The sequence below is a fragment of the Acidobacteriota bacterium genome (assembly GCA_029861955.1).
In the GTDB taxonomy this organism is placed as follows: domain Bacteria; phylum Acidobacteriota; class Polarisedimenticolia; order Polarisedimenticolales; family Polarisedimenticolaceae; genus JAOTYK01.
Genome location: JAOTYK010000014.1, coordinates 18,684 through 36,245 on the forward strand (window position 1 = coordinate 18,684; position 17,562 = coordinate 36,245).

Here is a 17,562-nt window from a genome sequence, read left to right on the forward strand (position 1 = left end):
AAGAAATCTACGTTTGGACTAGGGTTCAAGGAGCATCGGATGGCGATCAATGGAAATATCTCGACCATGTCTCTCACCGATCTCCTGCGCTGGGCGCATGGGAATCGGAAGCAAGGCGTTCTGGAACTAGAGCGAAACAAGATTCGCAAACAGATCCTCTTCGAGCAAGGGCGAATCGCCTCCTGCTCGACGCAGGATCCCACCCTACTACTGGGACAGTTTCTCATCTCTCGGGGCAAGATCACGCCGGCGCAGTTGAAGGAGTGCCTGGCCATGCAGGAGGAGTCCGGCCAGACTCTCGGCATCATCCTGCCGGAACTTGGTCTGATGACCACCGAGGAGCTCGACGACGAGTGTCGCGCCAAGGTCGAGGAGAGCCTCTACGGTCTGTTCGATTGGACCGAAGCCGTCTTCCGATTCAACGAATTCGTCGACATCGAGGGACACGCCATCGCCATCGATCTCGAGGTTGAGGAGGTCATCGAGAAGGGCACCCTTCGTCGCCAGGAGTTGGAGCGGATTCGAGGTGTCTTCACCCATTCCGCCATCGTGCTGCAACAGACCGATCAGCAGACGCCTGCAAAAATCCGGACCAGCGGGATGGCTTCGCGGATCCTCGATACCATCGACGGAGAGCGCAGCATCGCCGAGATCCTGCTTCATGCCCACGCGACCGAATACCTGGTCCTCCGTTTTCTTTTTACGCTGTTCCAGCGCAATGTCGTCTCGATCCGCGAGGAGTACGAGGGCACTCGGGGCAACACGTTGTTGGATTCGCCGGAACCGGCCGTCGATTGTCCCGCAGTGGACCCGGTCGCCGAAGAGCCCATCGTGAACCCGGAAGTTGCCGACGTTGTCGATGATCAAGAACCCATTGACATCGACATTCAGTTTTCGACACCCGAAGAGTTGTTATCCGGCGTGACGTCCGTCGAGACGCCCGTCGAGCCGCCAAGCGAGGCACCTCATGTTTCGGAGCTTGGTTCCAGGATTCGACTCTACGAGCAACTGGTCGAGCGTGGGGAGTACTACGGCGCACTGGACATAATCAGCGATTGCTACCGACGACATCCAGGCGATAGCTACCTCCGTCATCTGGTCTTGCAGGCGGAATCGAGCTTCCTGAAAGACGCACGACAAGGAACGCTGGAGCTTACGCGGGTGCCGGTGGCGATCATCTCACCGGAGCAGGCCAGCGAAGCGATTCAGCCTAGCGAGCGGTTCCTGATGGGCATGCTGGACGGCAAGAATAATATCAAGTCGATCCTGTGGACAGCACCCCTGCGCGAACTGGATCTGTTTCGCGCGCTGTATCAACTACTCGTCAAGGGCATGATCGAGTTGAGGGATGCGGACGGGGCTAACGAAGGGATTCGTCCTGCGGCCGTCCTCTGGGTCTGATACCAACGTTGACGTATGCTGCACGATGCCGGAGGCATCTTGCAGTCACACAGCAAAACTGACACGACGTGGTTCCGCTGTCTCGGCGTCGGTCTCCTGTTGGCGATCCAGTTTGCGATCCTCATTCCGGGAATCCTGGACCTGACCGCGACCTACGATGAGCACACCCACCTTCCGTCGGGTTACACGTATCTGAAGACCGGTGACTTCCGTCTTAACTCGCAGCACCCTCCGTTCGTGAAACTGCTGGCGGCGACGCCGCTCCTGGCTCTGGAGCCCCAGCTGAATCTCAACGACCCGGCCTGGCGTGGACCGCGACAGGACGAGTGGGCGTTTGGCGCTCGGTTCCTCTACACCAACGACACCGACCGACTGCTGTTCTGGGGGCGTCTACCGGTCGTCTTGTTGTCGCTGCTGTTGTCGGGCTACGTCTTCGTCTGGGCGCGCCAGCTGTTCTGCCCCGCCGCAGGCTGGTTATCCCTACTGTTGAGCGTCTTTTCGCCGACGCTTCTGGCCCACTCGCGATTCGTCACGTTCGACGCACCTCTGGCGGTCTTCGTGACGATGGCGCTCTACCACTTCTGGCGTTGGCAGCGAGACGGCACGACTCTTCACGCCAGCCTGGGCGGGCTTGCGTTGGGTCTGGCGCTGGCGACGAAGTTCTCGGGTCTGATCTTGTTGCCGGTGTTGGCGATTCTCCTGGGTCTCTGTGCGGTGCAGAAGGTGCAGCGCACGGGGAAGCTATTGCTGGGTGCGGCTCTGGCGTTGGCTCTGGCGGCTCTGGTCATTCAGGCCTGTTATTTCTTTCCGTTCAGCTTCGAGCCCTATCTTGACGGGGTGACGCGGGTCAACGCCGATCGAGACCCGAACTTTTCCTACTTCCTGATGGGAGAGTTCAGCACCGGCGGCTTCTGGAATTACTTCCTGGTCGCATTCCTCGTCAAGACACCGCTGCCGCTGTTGCTCGGTCTGCTGGCAACCGGGGCACTCTATCGACGCTTCAAAAGGATCTCGCTGAGAGACGAGGCGTTCTTGTGGGTCCCGGTGTTGCTGTTCCTGTTGGTGACTTCGTGGAAGGCCGACAACATCGGAGTTCGTTATCTCTTGCCGATTTACCCCCTACTCTTCATCGCGGTTGGGCGACTGGCAAAGGGATGGAACGGCGGACGGCCATCGCGCGTGGCGTTAGTGCTCCTGGTGTTGTGGTACGCCGGCGGGACGTTACGGGTTCAACCCGATCAACTGGCGTTCTTCAATGAGATCGCCGGCGGTGCCGAGGGCGGGCATCGTTGGCTGGACGACTCGAACATCTCGTGGGGGCAGGACGTAAAACGAATCAAGTGGTGGATGGATGACAACGGGGTGGACCGCATCAAGTTCCGCTACGGTCGGAACGTCGCACCGGGTCACTACGGAATCCGTAGCGTGCCGGTCTCCGACGCCGAATGGCTCGGGGACCCGCCTCCCGGTCTGTACGCGTTCGATACCCACGAGTTGATCCGTGGCCGATTGCACGAGCAAAAGAACCCGGCGTTCAAGACCGACTGGTTGGAGCGCTACGAGCCGATCGCACGGATCGGTTACTCGTGCTACGTCTTTCGTTTCGACTAACGCTCGAAGACGAACCGTGCCAGGGCCCATGAACGGATGGACACCCCGTCCTCGGTTGCCGGCTCGTACCGCCATCGCAGGACCGCACTGATCGCTGCCGCTTCCAGCGGAGATCCGCTCTGCCCCTCTTCGACCAGCACGCGACCGATACGGCCGTTCTCGTCCACCAGCACCTTCAACACGATCACGGCACGCTGACCCCGTTTCAGGGATCGCGGTGGGATCTCCGGATCGACTCGCTTCACCAGGATCGGTTCCGTGAGGACCGGCTCTGCGACCACCGGGGGCGATTCAACGATTTCGGGTTCCGGCTCCACGAACGGTTCGGGCTCCGGGACGCTGGCAACCTCCGGCTCGGCTTCGATCACCGGTTCGATTTCGACCACCGCGGGAGCTTCGACAACGGGTGTGGCGATGATCTCGACGGGCTCGGTTCTGACCGGCTCGGTTCTGATCGGCTCGGCAATCACCGGCTTCGATTCGACCACCGTCGGTTTGGGTTCCGGCTTCTTCGGCTCAGGTTTCTTGGGTTCGGGTTTCCTGGGTTCCGGTTTCGGCTGCACCGCCGCGACGGTTCGAACCGGTTTCTCGGCGACCTTCACCGGTTTCTTCGTGGGCGCCGGTTTCGGCTCCTCGACCGCGGCGGTCTCGGTTGGCTCCGGCGTTTCGGTCTCTTCCAGGAATGCCGGAGGCTTCATCGGTTCCGGCGCTTGCATCATGTTGATCTCGCCCAGTGTACCCGCCTGGGCGACTTCGGTGTTGCCGCCGGATCCGCTGTCGTCGCCGCCACCGCCAATCATCAGTAGCGTGATGCCACCGAACACGACGACGAAGCCGATACCGGCGGCGACCATCCAGGAACGGGAGGGTTTGCGAGCCGGGAGATCGGGGAACGAGACCTGTGCAGCCGGGGACCACGGCGCCGGTTTAGCCTCCGTCTCCTCGACGGGGTCGACGACGGTTGCGCCCGCCGGTTCGGTGACGGTCGCGTCTTCCGTCTCGATGACCGGCTGGGCTTCGACGGCAGAGATCGTCTCGGCTTCCGCATCGTCGCTGACGGGGAGCGGCAGACTCGGCTCGATCGGTGCCTCGGCCGGGGGCAGCCCATCGTTGAACAGCGATTCCAGGTGGCTGTCGATATCCTGCCCGACGTCGTCGGACAGCTCAGCCTCGGCCGAGGCCAGATCGGACTGAGGCTCTTCGGCAGGCAGCGGCGGTAGGTCAATCGACTTCGGGTCACCGGCGGGTTCCTGCTGCATCTCCTGCAAGACGTGGGAAAAATCACCGCCGCTCTTGGCATCGACAATCTCCGGCACTTCGGCCTCGTCCACGGTGCCGTCGTCGATGATCGACTCTAACGCACCCATGGCCGAGGAGACTTCTTCGCTCGGTAGGAGTGTCTTGCCACCATTGAGTGCCGCATCGGTCTGATCGGCGATCGACGAAGTCTCGTCCGGGGCCGGCGCGGCCTCATCGAGGGCGTCGGCGGCGGCATCGATCGCCGCGTTTCGTTCTTCCGTCGTCTGAGGTCGGGTGTCTCCGAGTAGTTCGCGACAGATGATGACGAGCTGTTCGGAATCGACGTTCTTGTCGATCAACTGGTCCCAACCACATTCGCCGACCGGGAGGGAGGCTGCCTGTTCGGCGATCTCGAGTCCTCCAAACAACACCATCGGCGTCGTGAGGCCCTCTTCCGTCGCGTTCAGGTCACGACAGAGGCGTATTCCGGAACCGTCGCAGATGGCGGCTTCGATCATCACCAGATGCGGTTTGTGTTCCGTCAACATCGCTGGCGCAGCGGCCGCGGTATCGCAGCTGACAACCTCGTAACCCGCCTCGACCAGAGGTTTACGAATGCTGTCGACAGCCTTTGAATCGCCGTCAACGATCAGAATCTTGTAGTCCACGATGCCGTCCCCTGTCTTCCGTTTGGAATCACCTCATAAAGAAGATAGGTTCCCCGGGAACGGGCTTTCAAGCGACGGCGATTACAATGTCGTAACTGTCAGTCGGGGGCGGGGCCGTTGTCGTAGAGCGCGGCGAGAGCATCCCCGTATCGCTCGAAAACCACCTTACGCTTGACCTTCATCGTAGGCGTCAATTCGCCGTTCTCGATGGACAAATCGTCGGCGATCAGGTGGATTCGCTTGACGGTCTCGAACGAGGCCAACTGCTCGTTGAGACGCTGGATCTCCTCCTCGACCCGACGCCGCAGGTCCGGGTGGTTGGAAAGGGTCTCGACGGTCTCACCGTCATGCCCGTGATCCTTGGCCCAGCTCTCGACCGCCGAGTGCTCCAGGGTGATCAGGGCGACGATGAACTTCCGACGATCGCCATAGGCGACCGCGTGACTGACAAACGGCGACGTCCGGAGGATGCGCTCGATGCGTTGCGGGGCGATGTTCTTGCCACCGGCGGTGACGATCAGGTCCTTCTTTCGGTCGGTGATTGTCAGGTAGCCATCGTCTATCTCGCCGATATCTCCGGAATGCAGCCAACCGTCGGCGTCGATCGACTCGGCCGTCGCCTCGTCGTTCTTGAAGTAGCCCTTCATCACGTTGCGGCCACGGAACAACACCTCCCCGTCCGAGGCGATGGAGATTTCGATACCGGGTCCGGCCAGACCCACCGTTCCGAATCGGTTGTCGACCTTCGTGTTTACATTGCTGAACGAAGAGTTCTCGGTCATGCCGATCCCCTCCAGGATCAGCACCCCGGCCGCGTGAAAGAACTCGGCCAGGGTTTGATTCAACGGCGCGGCACCGGAGACACCGAAGACCATCTGTCCACCGAACACATCCTGAATCTTCTTGAACGCGATCCGGTGGGCGACGGCGTTCTTCAGCCGCAGTCCCAACGGGATCGGTTGACCGGCTTGCTCCAGCCGACTGCGTTGATGCCCCACCGCCATCGCCCAGTAGAAGAGCGTCTTGCGGATCCCCCCGCAGGCATCGGCAGTCGCGGTGATCCGGTCGTAGATCTTCTCGTAGACCCGTGGGACACAGGGCACCCAGTGGGGTCTCACCTCTCGGAGCGCCTCCGGCAGTCGGGCCAGGTTGTCGCAAAAGGCGACCTCGGTGCCGTCCCGTAGGCACCACCAGACCACCAACCGACCGTAGACATGGGCTAACGGTAGGAACAGAAGCGTCGTGTAGTTCTTCCCCGCCAGACTCAGACGTTGCGAGACGGACCACGTCGTGAACAACAGATTGTCGTGGGTGATCATCACCCCCTTCGGCACACCGGTGGTTCCCGACGTGTAGACGATGGTGGCCAACGAGTCGGGAGTCAATTGTCCCCATCGTTCCTGCAGCGTCTCCTCGGTCACTTCCTCGGCGAGAGCCAGGAAGTCGTCGAACGAGAGGATCTGTTCCTCAGGGATGCTCTCGCCTTCAAAGGTGACGATGCAGCGGATTCGTGGTAGCTGGCCGCGGACCTCTCGGATCTTATCCAGTTGCTCCGACCCGTCGACAAACAGCAGATCCGCATCGCTGTGCTCCAGGATGTAGCGACAGTCCTCGGGCAGGTTGGAGGGGTAGATCCCGACGGTCACGCCGCCACAGAGAACGTTCCCGACGTCGGCCAGCATCCACTCGTAGGAGGTCTCGCCCAGGATGGCGACCCGATCGCCGACCTGGACTCCGAGGGAGATCAGCGCTCGCGACGTGATTCGCGCGACGCGGTAGGATTCTCGTCGCGTAACGGAAACCCATTGTTCATCTTTGGCGTAGCGGAAAGCGGCCTGAGTTGGGAAACTGTCCGTGAGGTCGCGAAGTAACTCACAGACGTTTTGATGCTCCATGGGGGCCGGTCCTCCGGCGCCGATGGTAGACCAGTTCCGGTAGGGTACAAAGCCTCACAGTCAGGAGAGATGCAGGTGGCACGCAAGACACGAAAGCGCTGTTGGTGGTGTGGGGACGATCCTCTTTACGTTTCCTACCACGACAAGGAGTGGGGAAAACCGATCCGCCGAGATCGAAAGCTATTCGAGATGTTGATCCTCGAGGGGGCGCAGGCCGGTCTCAGTTGGATCACGGTCCTTCGCAAACGGGATCGCTACCGAGAGCAGTTCCGTCAGTTCGATCCGGCGGTGGTGGCCGCGTTCGGCAAGGCCGACGTCCAGCGGATGATGGCCGACCCCGGCGTCATCCGAAATCGGGCCAAGCTAGAGTCGGCCATCGACAACGCGCGTGTGTTTCTTAAAATAAGGGACGAATTCGGCACCTTCAGCAAGTACCTATGGGGCTTCGTGGACGGCCAACCGATCATCCACCGTCGTCGGCGACCGAAAGACGTTCCGGCCAAGACGCCACTCGCAGAGAGTCTCAGCAAGGATCTCAAGACGCGGGGGATGCGTTTCGTCGGTCCGACCATCCTCTATGCCTACATGCAGTCGGTAGGGATGGTGAACGATCACCTGGTGGACTGTTTTCGGTATCCGGAACTGGGAGGTCGCTAGAGTTCATCCGTGAGCTGCTGAACCTTCAGGTGCATCTCGTACAACTCCCCCATCAGCAGCAGGAACTCGGCTTCACTGCATCCCATCGTGGTCAGCGCGACCTCACGGATCTCGTTCTTCCGGACGTCGGTCATCTCCGTGGTTGACAATCCGGAAAGCAAGTTGGCCAGACAGATCAACTGCTGCTGATCGTCCAGATGACCGCCGGAGAGATCTTCCAGTTCGTGTTTCAGGCATGCGCGCAACACCGACCCCGGTAGTTTCCACCGACGACAGAGGGCGGTGCCCATGTCCGCGTGGCTCGGCATCGTCAAGGAGGCCTCGGCTTCGCAGAGGCTCAGACCCTTTTGCCCGGCATGAACCTGCAGTTGTCGATAGGCATCGGGAAAGAACTTCATGTAGACAAGTTTGCCGATGTCATGGAGCGACGCGGCGATGTGCAGCTCCTCCAGGTCGCAGGTGGTCATGTGCCGTCGCGCGATCTGTCGTGCCGCCAGGGCGGTGTGGAAGGCGTGATACCAGAAGTCGCGGAACGCGTCGGGGTCGTCGGGAGTCAGGCGATCCATCACGGCCACCGTCAGACCGATCCGCTGCATCTCGTCGGCACCGAGGTAGGCCGCGGCGTGTCGCAGTTCTCCGATCGGGCGGGCGAGATCGTAGTAGGCTGAATTGACGATCTTGAGGGATCGGGGGACCAGATTAGGGGCGGCGGCGGGGAGATCTCCCGCCGGTAGCGGCGGCAGGTCGAAACGATCACCCAAAAACGAGCGCGGATCCTGGATCTGTCCCGTCGATGGCATGAAGCAATTTAGTGTTATTCCCTTTCCAATTACAATAATTATCTGATTTTCATATCTGGAGCTATAAATCCAACAGCAAACCACAGAATTTATTATCGAAACCCCCGGGAAGCGACTAATCGACATCACCGAGGAGATCGTCGGCTGGGTGGGGGATCAGGGGATCCCGACGGGACTCCTCACGCTCCATCTCCAGCACACCTCCGCCTCGCTCCTGATTCAGGAGAACGCGGATCCGGAGGTGCAACGGGATCTGGAGCGGTTCTTCGCCCGCCTGGTGCCCGAGGGCGACCCGCTCTTTCGACACACCTGTGAGGGGCCCGACGACATGCCGGCCCATGTGCGGACGGCGCTGACGGCGACGGGGCTCTCCATCCCGGTCCGGGACGGTCGGCCGACCCTGGGGACCTGGCAGGGGATCTATCTGTACGAACACCGAACGGCACCCCACCGTCGTAGAATCGCCGCCCACCTTCTGGGTCAGTGAGCCGCCGCGTTAGTCCATGTAGGGGTAGGGGAACTCCTTCGGTGGGTCGAAGGTCTCCTTGATCGTTCGTGGACTGACCCAGCGAACCAGGTTCAGGTAGCTTCCGGCCTTGTCGTTGGTTCCCGACGCGCGTCCGCCCCCGAAAGGCTGTTGCCCGACCACCGCCCCGGTTGGCTTGTCATTGATGTAGAAGTTACCCGCCGCGTGGGTCAACGTGTCGGCCATCTTGACAATCGCCTCGCGATCCTGGGCAAAGACCGCGCCCGTCAGAGCGTAAGGTGAACCGCCGTCACAGATCTTGAGTGTCTTGTCGAGGTCCTGATCGCGATACGGGTAGACCGTCAGCACGGGGCCGAAGATCTCTTCCTGTAGCAGCTTGAAGTCGGCCTTGCGGGTCAGGACGACCGTCGGCTCGATGAAGTAGCCCTTGCTCTTGTTGTAGTTCCCACCGGCAATGATCTTGGCATCCCGCGATCGCTTGGCGTGACGGATATAGCCGGTGATGCTGTCGTATGCGTGGCCGTCGATCACGGCACCCATGAAGTTCTGGTAGTCCGCCGGGTCGCCCATCTTGATCTTGGCGACCTCGCGAAGCAGCATCTTCTCGAATCGAGGATAGAGCGATTTCGGAACAAACACCCGGGACGCTGCGGAGCACTTCTGCCCCTGGAATTCGAACGCACCCCGGACACACGCCGTTACCAGCGCCTTGAGGTCCGCCGAGCGGTGGGCGAAGATGAAGTCCTTGCCGCCGGTTTCGCCGACGATTCGTGGGTAGTACTTGTAACGATCGATGTTCTTGCCGATCGTCGACCACATCCCCTTGAAGACCGCCGTCGAGCCGGTGAAGTGGATCCCCGCAAGATCGGGGCTGTTGAGACACGGGTCGCCAACGTCTCCGCCGGAGCCGGGGACCAGATTGATCACGCCGGCCGGCAGTCCCGCCTCTTCCAACAGATTCATGATGAAGTGAGCGGAGAAGACCGACGACGACGCGGGCTTCCAGACGACGGTGTTGCCCATCAACGCAGGCGCCGTCGGTAGGTTGCCGGCGATGCTCGTAAAGTTGAAGGGGGTCACGGCGAAGACGAAACCCTCGAGCGGTCGATGCTCGAGAGAGTTCCAGAGGCCGGGGGCCGAGTCGGGCTGCTCGCCATAGATCTGCTGCATGTAGTGAACGTTGAAGCGGAAGAAGTCGATCAGCTCACAGGCCGCATCGATCTCTGCCTGATGACAGGTCTTCGATTGGCCCAGCATCGTCGACGCGTTGAGGATCTGACGATAGGGCCCTGCCAGGAGGTCTGCGGCCTTGAGGAAGATCCCTGCGCGATGACGCCACGGCATCCTCGCCCAGTTCTCTCGGGCGGCCAGCGCCGCCTGGATCGCACGTTCGACTTCCGGTTTGCGGCACTTGTGCCAGGTCGCCAGCAGATGCCCGTGATCGTGAGGGATGACGGCTTTCCCCAGTCGACCGGTGCGCACCTTCCGCCCGCCGATGCGGGCCGGGATATCGATCGACTTGGCGGTCATCCGCTTGAGTTCCGCTTCCAGCGCGGCTCGTTCGGGGCTGCCGGGACGGTACTCGCGAACCGGCTCGTTGACAGGGACGGGAACCTTGAAGTTGCCGTTGGACATGGCGACTGCTCTCCTCGGGATTGGATGTGGGATCCGTGTCGCGAGGATTCTAGCAGCGAGACGCGAATCGGTCAGTCGATCTGCTGGAGCGCTTCCTGGACGTCGTCGGCATGGGCGTCGGTCTGCAGGCGCATCTCGCCGAGACCGGGGAGGTTCCCCTGGCGTAACGCTTCACCGGCACCCGTCTGGCCGTGATCGTCGACCCGCGGACGATCGCCGGCCGCATCGAGGGTGGTGGCGACCGGCGCGATCGATTCCCAGTTCTTGGCGACCAGGAGAAGGACGATCGCGACCGTGACAATCAGGATCAACATGCCGAAACTACTGCCTCGTCGTGCCATGTCGTAAACCTAGGTCCGGCCTGCGGCCCCGGCAAGAGTGTGGGAGAATGGCCGTCATGTCCCGCTATTCGTCACTTCTCGGTCGCTCCTTGCTGTGTCTGCTGGCGTGGGGTCTGACAACGGCGGCAGGCGCCGGTCAGACCGCGGACCGGGTCTTCGGTGGGGTGAACGAATACCGCGCCGAGGCCGGTGTCGAACTCAGCGAGCGGCTGGCGATCCTGGACCAGGTGGCCATGGCCCGGGCTTCTCGGATTGCGGGACTTCCTGACAAGAAGCGTCTGAGCGTCAAGGACGGGATCTCTCCGGACATTCGCGCCCTCGGGCTTCGTCTATTCGGGGAGTTGCGGACCCGGGTCGACCTCTCCCGAGGCTACAAGGATCCGGCGTCATCGATCATCGCCAAGTGGACCAAGGCCAGTGGCTGGAAGGACGCCATGGATCCGCGTTTCGATCTGGCCGGTGCCGCGGACTACACCGCCGCCGACGGGACGTTGGTGTTTGTCATGTTGCTGGTCGAATCCTCGAAAGTCCCCGATGACGTCGAAGCCCTCGCGACGTTGACCCTCGACGCCGTCAACGCGGTCCGTCACCGGCACGCCCTCGAACCGCTGACCGAAGACAGCCGGCTGCGGGATGTCGCCTCGTCTCACAGTAAAGACATGGCCCGTCACGGGTACTTCTCCCATCGCGACCGCGACGGCAACCGCCCGGCAGATCGACTGGACGAGGCCGATATTTCGTATCGCATGATGGCCGAGAACATCCAGATGAGTCTCGGCGCACGGAATCCCATCGAGACGGCGGTCCAGTCCTGGATGGACAGCCCCGGTCACAGGAAGAACATCCTCGATGAGCGGTTTACCCACAGCGGGATCGGCGTTCACATTCGGAAGGACGGGACCGTCTACTTCACCCAGATGTTTCTGCTCCCGCCTGCATGACGCTCCCCACGGGACGATACGCCCCGAGTCCAACCGGTGAGATGCATCTCGGGAACGCATCCAGCGCGTTACTCGCGTGGGCGTCGATCCGTTCCCGTGGCGGACGGTTCATCCTGCGAATGGAGGATCTGGATCGTCAACGATCCCGCGCCGATCTGGCCCGGCAGCTGCTCGAAGATCTCCGCTGGCTCGGCATCGACTGGGACGAGGGACCGGATGTCGGTGGACCTCGCGGACCCTACACCCAGTCGGATCGGATCGATCTCTATCGCGCCGCCGCAGACCGACTCCACGATCGTGGGGATCTCTACCCCTGTTTCTGCACCCGCAAGGAGATCGCGGCCGCCGCGAGTGCGCCCCAGGAGCCCGATGAACTCCGGCGTTACCCCGGGACCTGTCGCGAGCTTCCGCCTCAGGTCTCCGAGTCACGGATTGCCCGGGGGGACCGTCACGCATGGAGATTCCGCGTAGCTGCCGACGCCCGACCGGCATTCGTCGATCGTTTCCACGGAACGCAGATCGTCGACCGGCAACCGGGCGACTTCGTCATCCATCGGGCAGATGGGGTGATCGCCTACCAGCTGGCCGTCGTCGTCGACGACATCGCCATGGAGATCGACGAGGTCATCCGTGGCGATGACCTGTTGGCTTCCACCGCCTGGCAGTGTCTCCTGTTCGACGCGTTCGGCAAGCCATCGCCCACCTTCGGTCACGTGCCGTTGTTGTTGGGTCCCGACGGCCGGCGTCTCTCCAAGCGTCACGGGGGCATTACCCTGCGGGAGCTTCGGGAGGCCGGCTGGACGGCGGAGGCCCTGGTCGGTTGGTTGGCCTACCAGCTTGGGTTGATGGAACATGCCGAACCGCTTACGGCCTCGGAATGGGCGACATCGTTCGACGGGTCCGCCCTCAGACCTCACCCGAGGGGAATCGTCGTCGATCTGGAATCGATGTCGAAGCCGTAGTAGCCTCACCTCGATGATCGTCAAGCCATTTCGCGGGCTCCGCCCCCGTGCCGACCTCGCCCACCGGATACCCAGTCTTCCGTACGACGTGCTGAACAGTGCCGAGGCGCGGGAGTTGGCCGCGGACGACCCCCACACGTTTCTTCACGTCATCAAGGCCGAGATCGATCTCCCCGTTGGGACCGTGCCCGGTGATGACGCCGTCTACGCGATGGCACGACGCAACCTCGATCACATGGTGGATGAGGGCTGGTTGGTTCAGGACCCGCGCCCGGCCTACTACATCTATCAACTGGTGATGGACGGCCAGTCGCAGACGGGAATCGTCGGCGCGGCGGCGGTCACCGACTACCTCGCCGGCAAGATCAAGAAGCACGAGTTCACCCGTCCGGACAAAGAGGAGGATCGGATCCGTCTGAACGACGCACTCGACGCCCACCCCGGTCCGGTTTTTCTGACGTACCAACCGCTACCCGAACTGAACGCCCTGATCAACGGCGTGGTCGCTCGAGATCCCGACGTCGACTTCGTTGCCGTCGATGGGGTCCAGCACACGTTGTGGCGCGTCGATGACACCCAACAGGTCAACGACATCGCACGGCTACTCGGAAGCGTTCGCGCCACCTACGTCGCCGACGGCCACCATCGGACGGCCGCCGCCGCTGCCGTGTCGAAGATGCGTGGCGAGCTCTTGGAAGACGCCACCGGTGAGGAGCCCTGTCACTACTTCATGGCGGTCCACTTTCCGGTGGATCAGGTGCGAGTCCTGGACTACAACCGGGTCGTGCGGGACCTGAACGGTCTGGATTCCGAGCAACTGCTCGAACGGATCTCCGCCGCCGGTTTCCAGGTGGAGCCGGGGCACGCCGGAAAACGTCCGCCCCATGCCGAGACGTTCGGAATGTACCTGGGCGGTCAGTGGTATCTGTTGAGACCGAGGACGGAGATCATCCCGGAGGGGGATGTGGTCGGCCAACTGGACGTGGCAATCCTGACCGATCGCCTGCTGCAGCCGATCCTGGGGATCGGGGATCCCCGCACGGATCGACGCATCGACTTCGTCGGAGGGATCCGCGGCATGCAAGAGCTCGAGCGTCGGGTCGATAGCGGTCGCGACGCGGTGGCCTTTGCAATCTACCCGACTCGGTTGGAACAGGTGATGAAGGTTGCCGACGCCGGTCGTGTGATGCCACCCAAGAGTACCTGGTTCGAACCGAAGCTGCGCTCGGGGATGGTGGTCCAGCGAATCGACGGCGATCGGTTGTAACCGCCTACCAGCTCTGCAGGTTCTTCGTCGTAAACTTCGTCAATAACTTCTTCTTGATCGGGTCGGCAAGACCGGGACGACGCAGCACCTGTCTCTGTCCGCCCGGCGTCATCCGATCCACGACACGCTGTGCCAGTCGAAGGTTGACCCGCGGATGGGTCGCGATGATCATGTTTACCTCGTCATGGTTGGACCAGCGTGGGTCGTCGGCGACCAGCCCCAGTGCTCCTGGAGTCAGTCTCGGGCTGCGGATCATCGTCATCAGCTCCGGTGGCGTCAGGTGGGGGTTTCGTAACAGCGCCTCGGTAACGCCGTAGTTGCGATCCTGCCAGAGGATCTTTCGAAGATCGCCATCGGCCTTCCGCGCCAGTTGGATCCGATGGGCCACGGGTACCTGCTCGAGCGCCTCACGGATCTCTTCTTCAGAAGCGTCCGGCGAGAGCGCGGCGATCGGGGCCGGTGATACCCCCTCGACGACCCGCGCCAGCAGCGCATCGAAGTCGTCATGGACGGCTTCCGGAGGCGTCTCGAACTGAATCCCGACCCGGGTCTCGCCATCGTCCTGTTCGTGGAGATGAACGATTTTCCCGCTCAGCTCGAGGATCAGGTCTCCCTGGACCGCCTCCAGGCGAACCCGCACGTCCCGCTCCAGAATCGTCTTGAAGGCCCCGGTCAGCAAAACCCCGGAGCGGCTGAGATCTTCTGCGTGGCAGTCCCCGCACTGATCCTCGAGGATCAATTGTGCCTTGATTCCGGCCAAAAACCGGTTATCTCGTCGATTGTTGGCGGGGGGTTTCTTCATTATGGGTGGCCTGCTGCAAGTATAGGCCCTTCCCAACGGCTTTCAAATCGTGTACAACCTTGAGTTATGGGTGGATCAACGTCCACCACCCAAAACCCCCATGATCTTCAAAATCCCCAACACGCCCAAGCTCCGACAGACGTTGACCGAGATCGATCGGGTCCGCGATCGATTCCGTGGTGGCCGTCCGGCGCCGTCGTCTCGCCTGGAGCGGATGGCCTACGAGTCGTTGGTCCGCGGTTCCGCCTCGGCCTGTCGGCTGGCGGCCATCCCCATGACCGACCAGCGTGCCGGCGAGATCCTGGAAGCGGCCCCGGGCGACGCCGACGAACGAGAGCTGGCCTGTTACGCCGCCGGTCTTCGCTCTCCGGTGCCGTCGCGAGATCGTCTCCTCGACAGTTCTTACTTCGGCGCCCTGCATTCCACGCTGACGGGCAACGATCCCACACGACCGAGCCCGTGGCGTGACGGCCCGTTGCACAACGAGGCGTTCGATCAGGCGGGCCACGCGACGGGCCGGGTGATTCCGACGCTTCCTTCTCATCTTGTCGAGACCAAGATGGAAGACCTGTTGACCTGGCTTGAGCTCGAGCTTCGCAGCGGCGATCATCATCCCATCATGGTGGTGGCGACCTTCACGCTGGGCTTCCTTGGCATCAGCCCGTTCGGATCGAAGAATCACCGACTGGGTCGACTCCTGCTGCAGAAGCTGTTGATGCGAGCCGGCTACGAGCACCTGCGCTACGCCAGTCTAGAGGTCGAGATCGAACGCTCTCGCGACGCCTACTACTCGGCGATCGACCGCTCCCGAAGTCGTCTCTGGATCGGTGCGGGGCAGCTCGAACCCTGGATCGAGTTCGTTACCGACTGTCTCGACGGGCAGCGTCGTTGGGTCGAGGCGCAACTCGGCGAGAGTTCTGCCGACCCCGTCCCGACGCAGCGCGAGATCTCGCCGTTGCAGGAAGCGATCCTCCTGGCCACCCGAGATCACGGCGTGGTCGATGCCGGGCTGCTGATCGAGAAGACCGGTGCCAATCGAAATACGCTGAAGGACAACCTTCGCAAGCTTGTGGACCTGGGCTATCTGGAGCGCAGTGGCCAGCGTCGGGGAACGCGCTATCGGATCGCAGAGCTCGACGACCCGCCCGTTCCCGAGGTCTGACCCAACCGGTCAGTCGAGATCGGCATCCACCATTGCTGCAACGGCAGCGGCCCGCTGACGGGCCTCCTTGATCGCTTGACCCATCTCCTTCCGGATCTCATCGGCGACCTCCTGGTCGTGGAGGGTCGGGAGATTGATGCGGACGTTCAACGCCGCCCCTTCGGCTGCCGCCAGGCCGCATGCGGCGCCGACCGCGGCATCGCTGACCGAGTTGGGGTTGCCCTTCTCGGCGGCACGAGAGCAGAGAACGATCGCCTCGACCGATTTCTGTAGGACCCGTAGTGGCACCCGGGTCGCCCCCTGGTTGGCCTCCTCGAGAGCCCGATCCCGCACTGCCTGTTGCGCCTCCGTCCGCTTCGGCAAACGGCCGGCGGCCAGCACGGCGTTGAAGGCGTCGGTATCCGCATCGATCGCGTCGACAAACCAGGCCTTCAGAGCATGTCCGTCTACACCGATCTCGCCCATCTCCGGTCTTGCCGACTCCATCCCTTTCTTGTTCCAGGTCAGCGCGGCGACCATCGCGGCCAGGGCGGCCGCCAGCGATCCGCACAGCGCCGCCACACTTCCGCCGCCGGGGGCGGGGGAGTCGCTGGCCAGCTCATCGGCGAAGTCTCGAACGGTCATGGCCTGGAGACCCGATGGCGCACCGCGGTAGCGAAGCTCGATGATGTTCTTTTCAGGTTCGAATGGCGCGAGTTCGGCGAGACCCATCGAGAGAGTCGCCGCGTGGATCCTCTCCGACTCGGATACGCCGGTGGTCGCACCTTCCTTCCGTAGGTAGTGGTCGCCGGCCGAGAGGATCGCCTCCAACGGGATCAGCCCGACGAGTTCGCTCCCGGTCACCCGCACGCCGAGTTTATCGGCCTCTTCGCAGCAGGCGTCGTAGACGTCCTGGATCGAAGTGATCCTGTAGTTCATCAGGTTGAACGAGATCTGCGCTCTCCCGTACTCGTCGATGTACCAGCCGCCTCCCTGAAGTTCGGTGAATCGCCCAGGGGTTCGAAGCGCCTTGCCATCCGCATCGCGGACGAACTTGTTGTTGGCGTCCCGTTTCAGCTTGCCCTGTTCCCGAAGCTCGGCGGCGATCTTGTTGGCCATCTTCCGATTACGCGTGTTGAGGTTGACGTTCCACGCGATGAGGAACTCCCGTGCCCCGATGGCGGTGGCACCGGCACGGGCGTTGAACGTCGCAGGCCCACAATCCGGCGCGAACCCCGGGTCGGACAGTTTCTGCTCGAGCGCTTCGTACTCGCCCTGGCGAATGTCGGGAAGACGTCGTCGCTCTGGAGTTCTCGCCGCCTCGCCGTAAAGGAAGATCGGAAGTCCCAGTTCGTCGCCGACCCGCTTGCCGAGACGCTCCGCCAGTTCTACGCAGTCCTGCATTGTCGCCCCCTGCATGGGGACGAAGGGGCAGACATCGGTCGCGCCCATGCGCGCGTGAGCCCCCTCGTGACGGGACATGTCGATCAGTTCGGCCGCTTTCCGGATCACCCGGAACGCCGCCTCCAGGACCGGTTCCGGGGTTCCGGCGAAGGTGATCACCGTCCGGTTGGTCGCCTGCCCCGGGTCGACATCCAGGAGCTGAACGCCCTCGATTCCCTCGATTTCTGCGGTAACCGCCTGGATTACGGCGGGATCCCGCCCCTCACTGATGTTGGGAACGCATTCGATCAGCTTCATCTATTGGACTCCAT

15 protein-coding genes are annotated in these 17,562 nt (G+C 62.3%); 8 read left to right on the top strand and 7 right to left on the bottom strand.

Annotated elements, in window-relative coordinates; genetic code table 11:
- Window positions 1–39: 39 nt before the first annotated feature.
- Together OES25_08715 and OES25_08720 are read left to right on the top strand one after the other, a co-directional pair.
- On the top strand, window positions 40–1,401 hold the full coding sequence (locus OES25_08715; GenBank protein MDH3627723.1) for a DUF4388 domain-containing protein: 1,362 nt from the start codon (window positions 40–42) through the stop codon (window positions 1,399–1,401).
- Window positions 1,402–1,440: 39 nt separating this feature from the next.
- A complete protein-coding gene (locus tag OES25_08720) occupies window positions 1,441–3,012 on the top strand; it encodes a phospholipid carrier-dependent glycosyltransferase (GenBank protein MDH3627724.1) in 1,572 nt (523 codons plus the stop codon).
- On the opposite strand, the gene OES25_08725 is transcribed toward OES25_08720, so the two are convergent.
- A complete protein-coding gene (locus OES25_08725; GenBank protein MDH3627725.1) occupies window positions 3,009–4,919 on the bottom strand; it encodes a TonB family protein in 1,911 nt (636 codons plus the stop codon). The two genes, OES25_08720 and OES25_08725, sit on opposite strands and share 4 nt — an antisense overlap.
- Window positions 4,920–5,017: 98 nt before the next feature.
- The gene (locus OES25_08730; GenBank protein ID MDH3627726.1) at window positions 5,018–6,814 is read right to left on the bottom strand and encodes a long-chain fatty acid--CoA ligase; all 1,797 of its coding nucleotides are present in this window, start codon (window positions 6,812–6,814) and stop codon (window positions 5,018–5,020) included.
- Between the two features lie 75 nt (window positions 6,815–6,889).
- Between OES25_08730 and OES25_08735 the strand changes: the two genes are divergently transcribed.
- On the top strand, window positions 6,890–7,471 hold the full coding sequence (locus tag OES25_08735) for a DNA-3-methyladenine glycosylase I (protein MDH3627727.1): 582 nt from the start codon (window positions 6,890–6,892) through the stop codon (window positions 7,469–7,471).
- On the opposite strand, the gene OES25_08740 is transcribed toward OES25_08735, so the two are convergent.
- A complete protein-coding gene (locus OES25_08740) occupies window positions 7,468–8,271 on the bottom strand; it encodes an HDOD domain-containing protein (protein MDH3627728.1) in 804 nt (267 codons plus the stop codon). The two genes, OES25_08735 and OES25_08740, sit on opposite strands and share 4 nt — an antisense overlap.
- 67 nt (window positions 8,272–8,338) lie before the next feature.
- Between OES25_08740 and OES25_08745 the strand changes: the two genes are divergently transcribed.
- Window positions 8,339–8,758: a secondary thiamine-phosphate synthase enzyme YjbQ gene (locus OES25_08745; protein MDH3627729.1), complete on the top strand. Its 420-nt coding sequence runs from the start codon at window positions 8,339–8,341 to the stop codon at window positions 8,756–8,758.
- Window positions 8,759–8,767: 9 nt separating this feature from the next.
- On the opposite strand, the gene pruA is transcribed toward OES25_08745, so the two are convergent.
- Both pruA and OES25_08755 read right to left on the bottom strand, forming a co-directional pair.
- The gene (gene pruA, locus OES25_08750) at window positions 8,768–10,393 is read right to left on the bottom strand and encodes an L-glutamate gamma-semialdehyde dehydrogenase (protein MDH3627730.1); all 1,626 of its coding nucleotides are present in this window, start codon (window positions 10,391–10,393) and stop codon (window positions 8,768–8,770) included.
- 71 nt (window positions 10,394–10,464) lie between these two features.
- Window positions 10,465–10,734 (bottom strand): hypothetical protein, encoded by a 270-nt coding sequence (locus OES25_08755; GenBank protein MDH3627731.1) that lies wholly within the window; start codon window positions 10,732–10,734, stop codon window positions 10,465–10,467.
- 56 nt (window positions 10,735–10,790) lie between these two features.
- Here OES25_08755 and OES25_08760 point away from each other — a divergent pair, with 56 nt between their 5' ends.
- From OES25_08760 to OES25_08770, 3 genes are read left to right on the top strand one after another with little or no spacing between them, the layout of a single operon-like run.
- Window positions 10,791–11,675, top strand: coding sequence for a CAP domain-containing protein (locus OES25_08760; GenBank protein MDH3627732.1), 885 nt, complete (start codon window positions 10,791–10,793; stop codon window positions 11,673–11,675).
- The gene (gene gluQRS, locus OES25_08765; GenBank protein ID MDH3627733.1) at window positions 11,672–12,637 is read left to right on the top strand and encodes a tRNA glutamyl-Q(34) synthetase GluQRS; all 966 of its coding nucleotides are present in this window, start codon (window positions 11,672–11,674) and stop codon (window positions 12,635–12,637) included. The genes OES25_08760 and gluQRS overlap by 4 nt, the downstream gene beginning before the upstream one ends.
- A 13-nt stretch (window positions 12,638–12,650) precedes the next feature.
- On the top strand, window positions 12,651–13,904 hold the full coding sequence (locus tag OES25_08770; protein MDH3627734.1) for a DUF1015 family protein: 1,254 nt from the start codon (window positions 12,651–12,653) through the stop codon (window positions 13,902–13,904).
- A 4-nt stretch (window positions 13,905–13,908) separates the two neighbouring features.
- On the opposite strand, the gene OES25_08775 is transcribed toward OES25_08770, so the two are convergent.
- Complete coding sequence (locus OES25_08775) at window positions 13,909–14,706, bottom strand: PilZ domain-containing protein (protein ID MDH3627735.1); 798 nt, start codon at window positions 14,704–14,706, stop codon at window positions 13,909–13,911.
- A 100-nt stretch (window positions 14,707–14,806) separates the two neighbouring features.
- On the opposite strand from OES25_08775, the gene OES25_08780 reads away from it, so the two are divergent.
- Window positions 14,807–15,868, top strand: a complete 1,062-nt coding sequence (locus tag OES25_08780) for a Fic family protein (protein MDH3627736.1) — start codon at window positions 14,807–14,809, stop codon at window positions 15,866–15,868.
- Window positions 15,869–15,877: 9 nt separating this feature from the next.
- Here the strand turns inward: OES25_08780 and ftcD are convergent, their stop codons facing one another.
- Entirely contained in the window at window positions 15,878–17,548 is a 1,671-nt protein-coding gene (gene ftcD / locus OES25_08785; GenBank protein ID MDH3627737.1) for a glutamate formimidoyltransferase, read from the bottom strand.
- Between the last annotated feature and the right edge of the window lie 14 nt (window positions 17,549–17,562).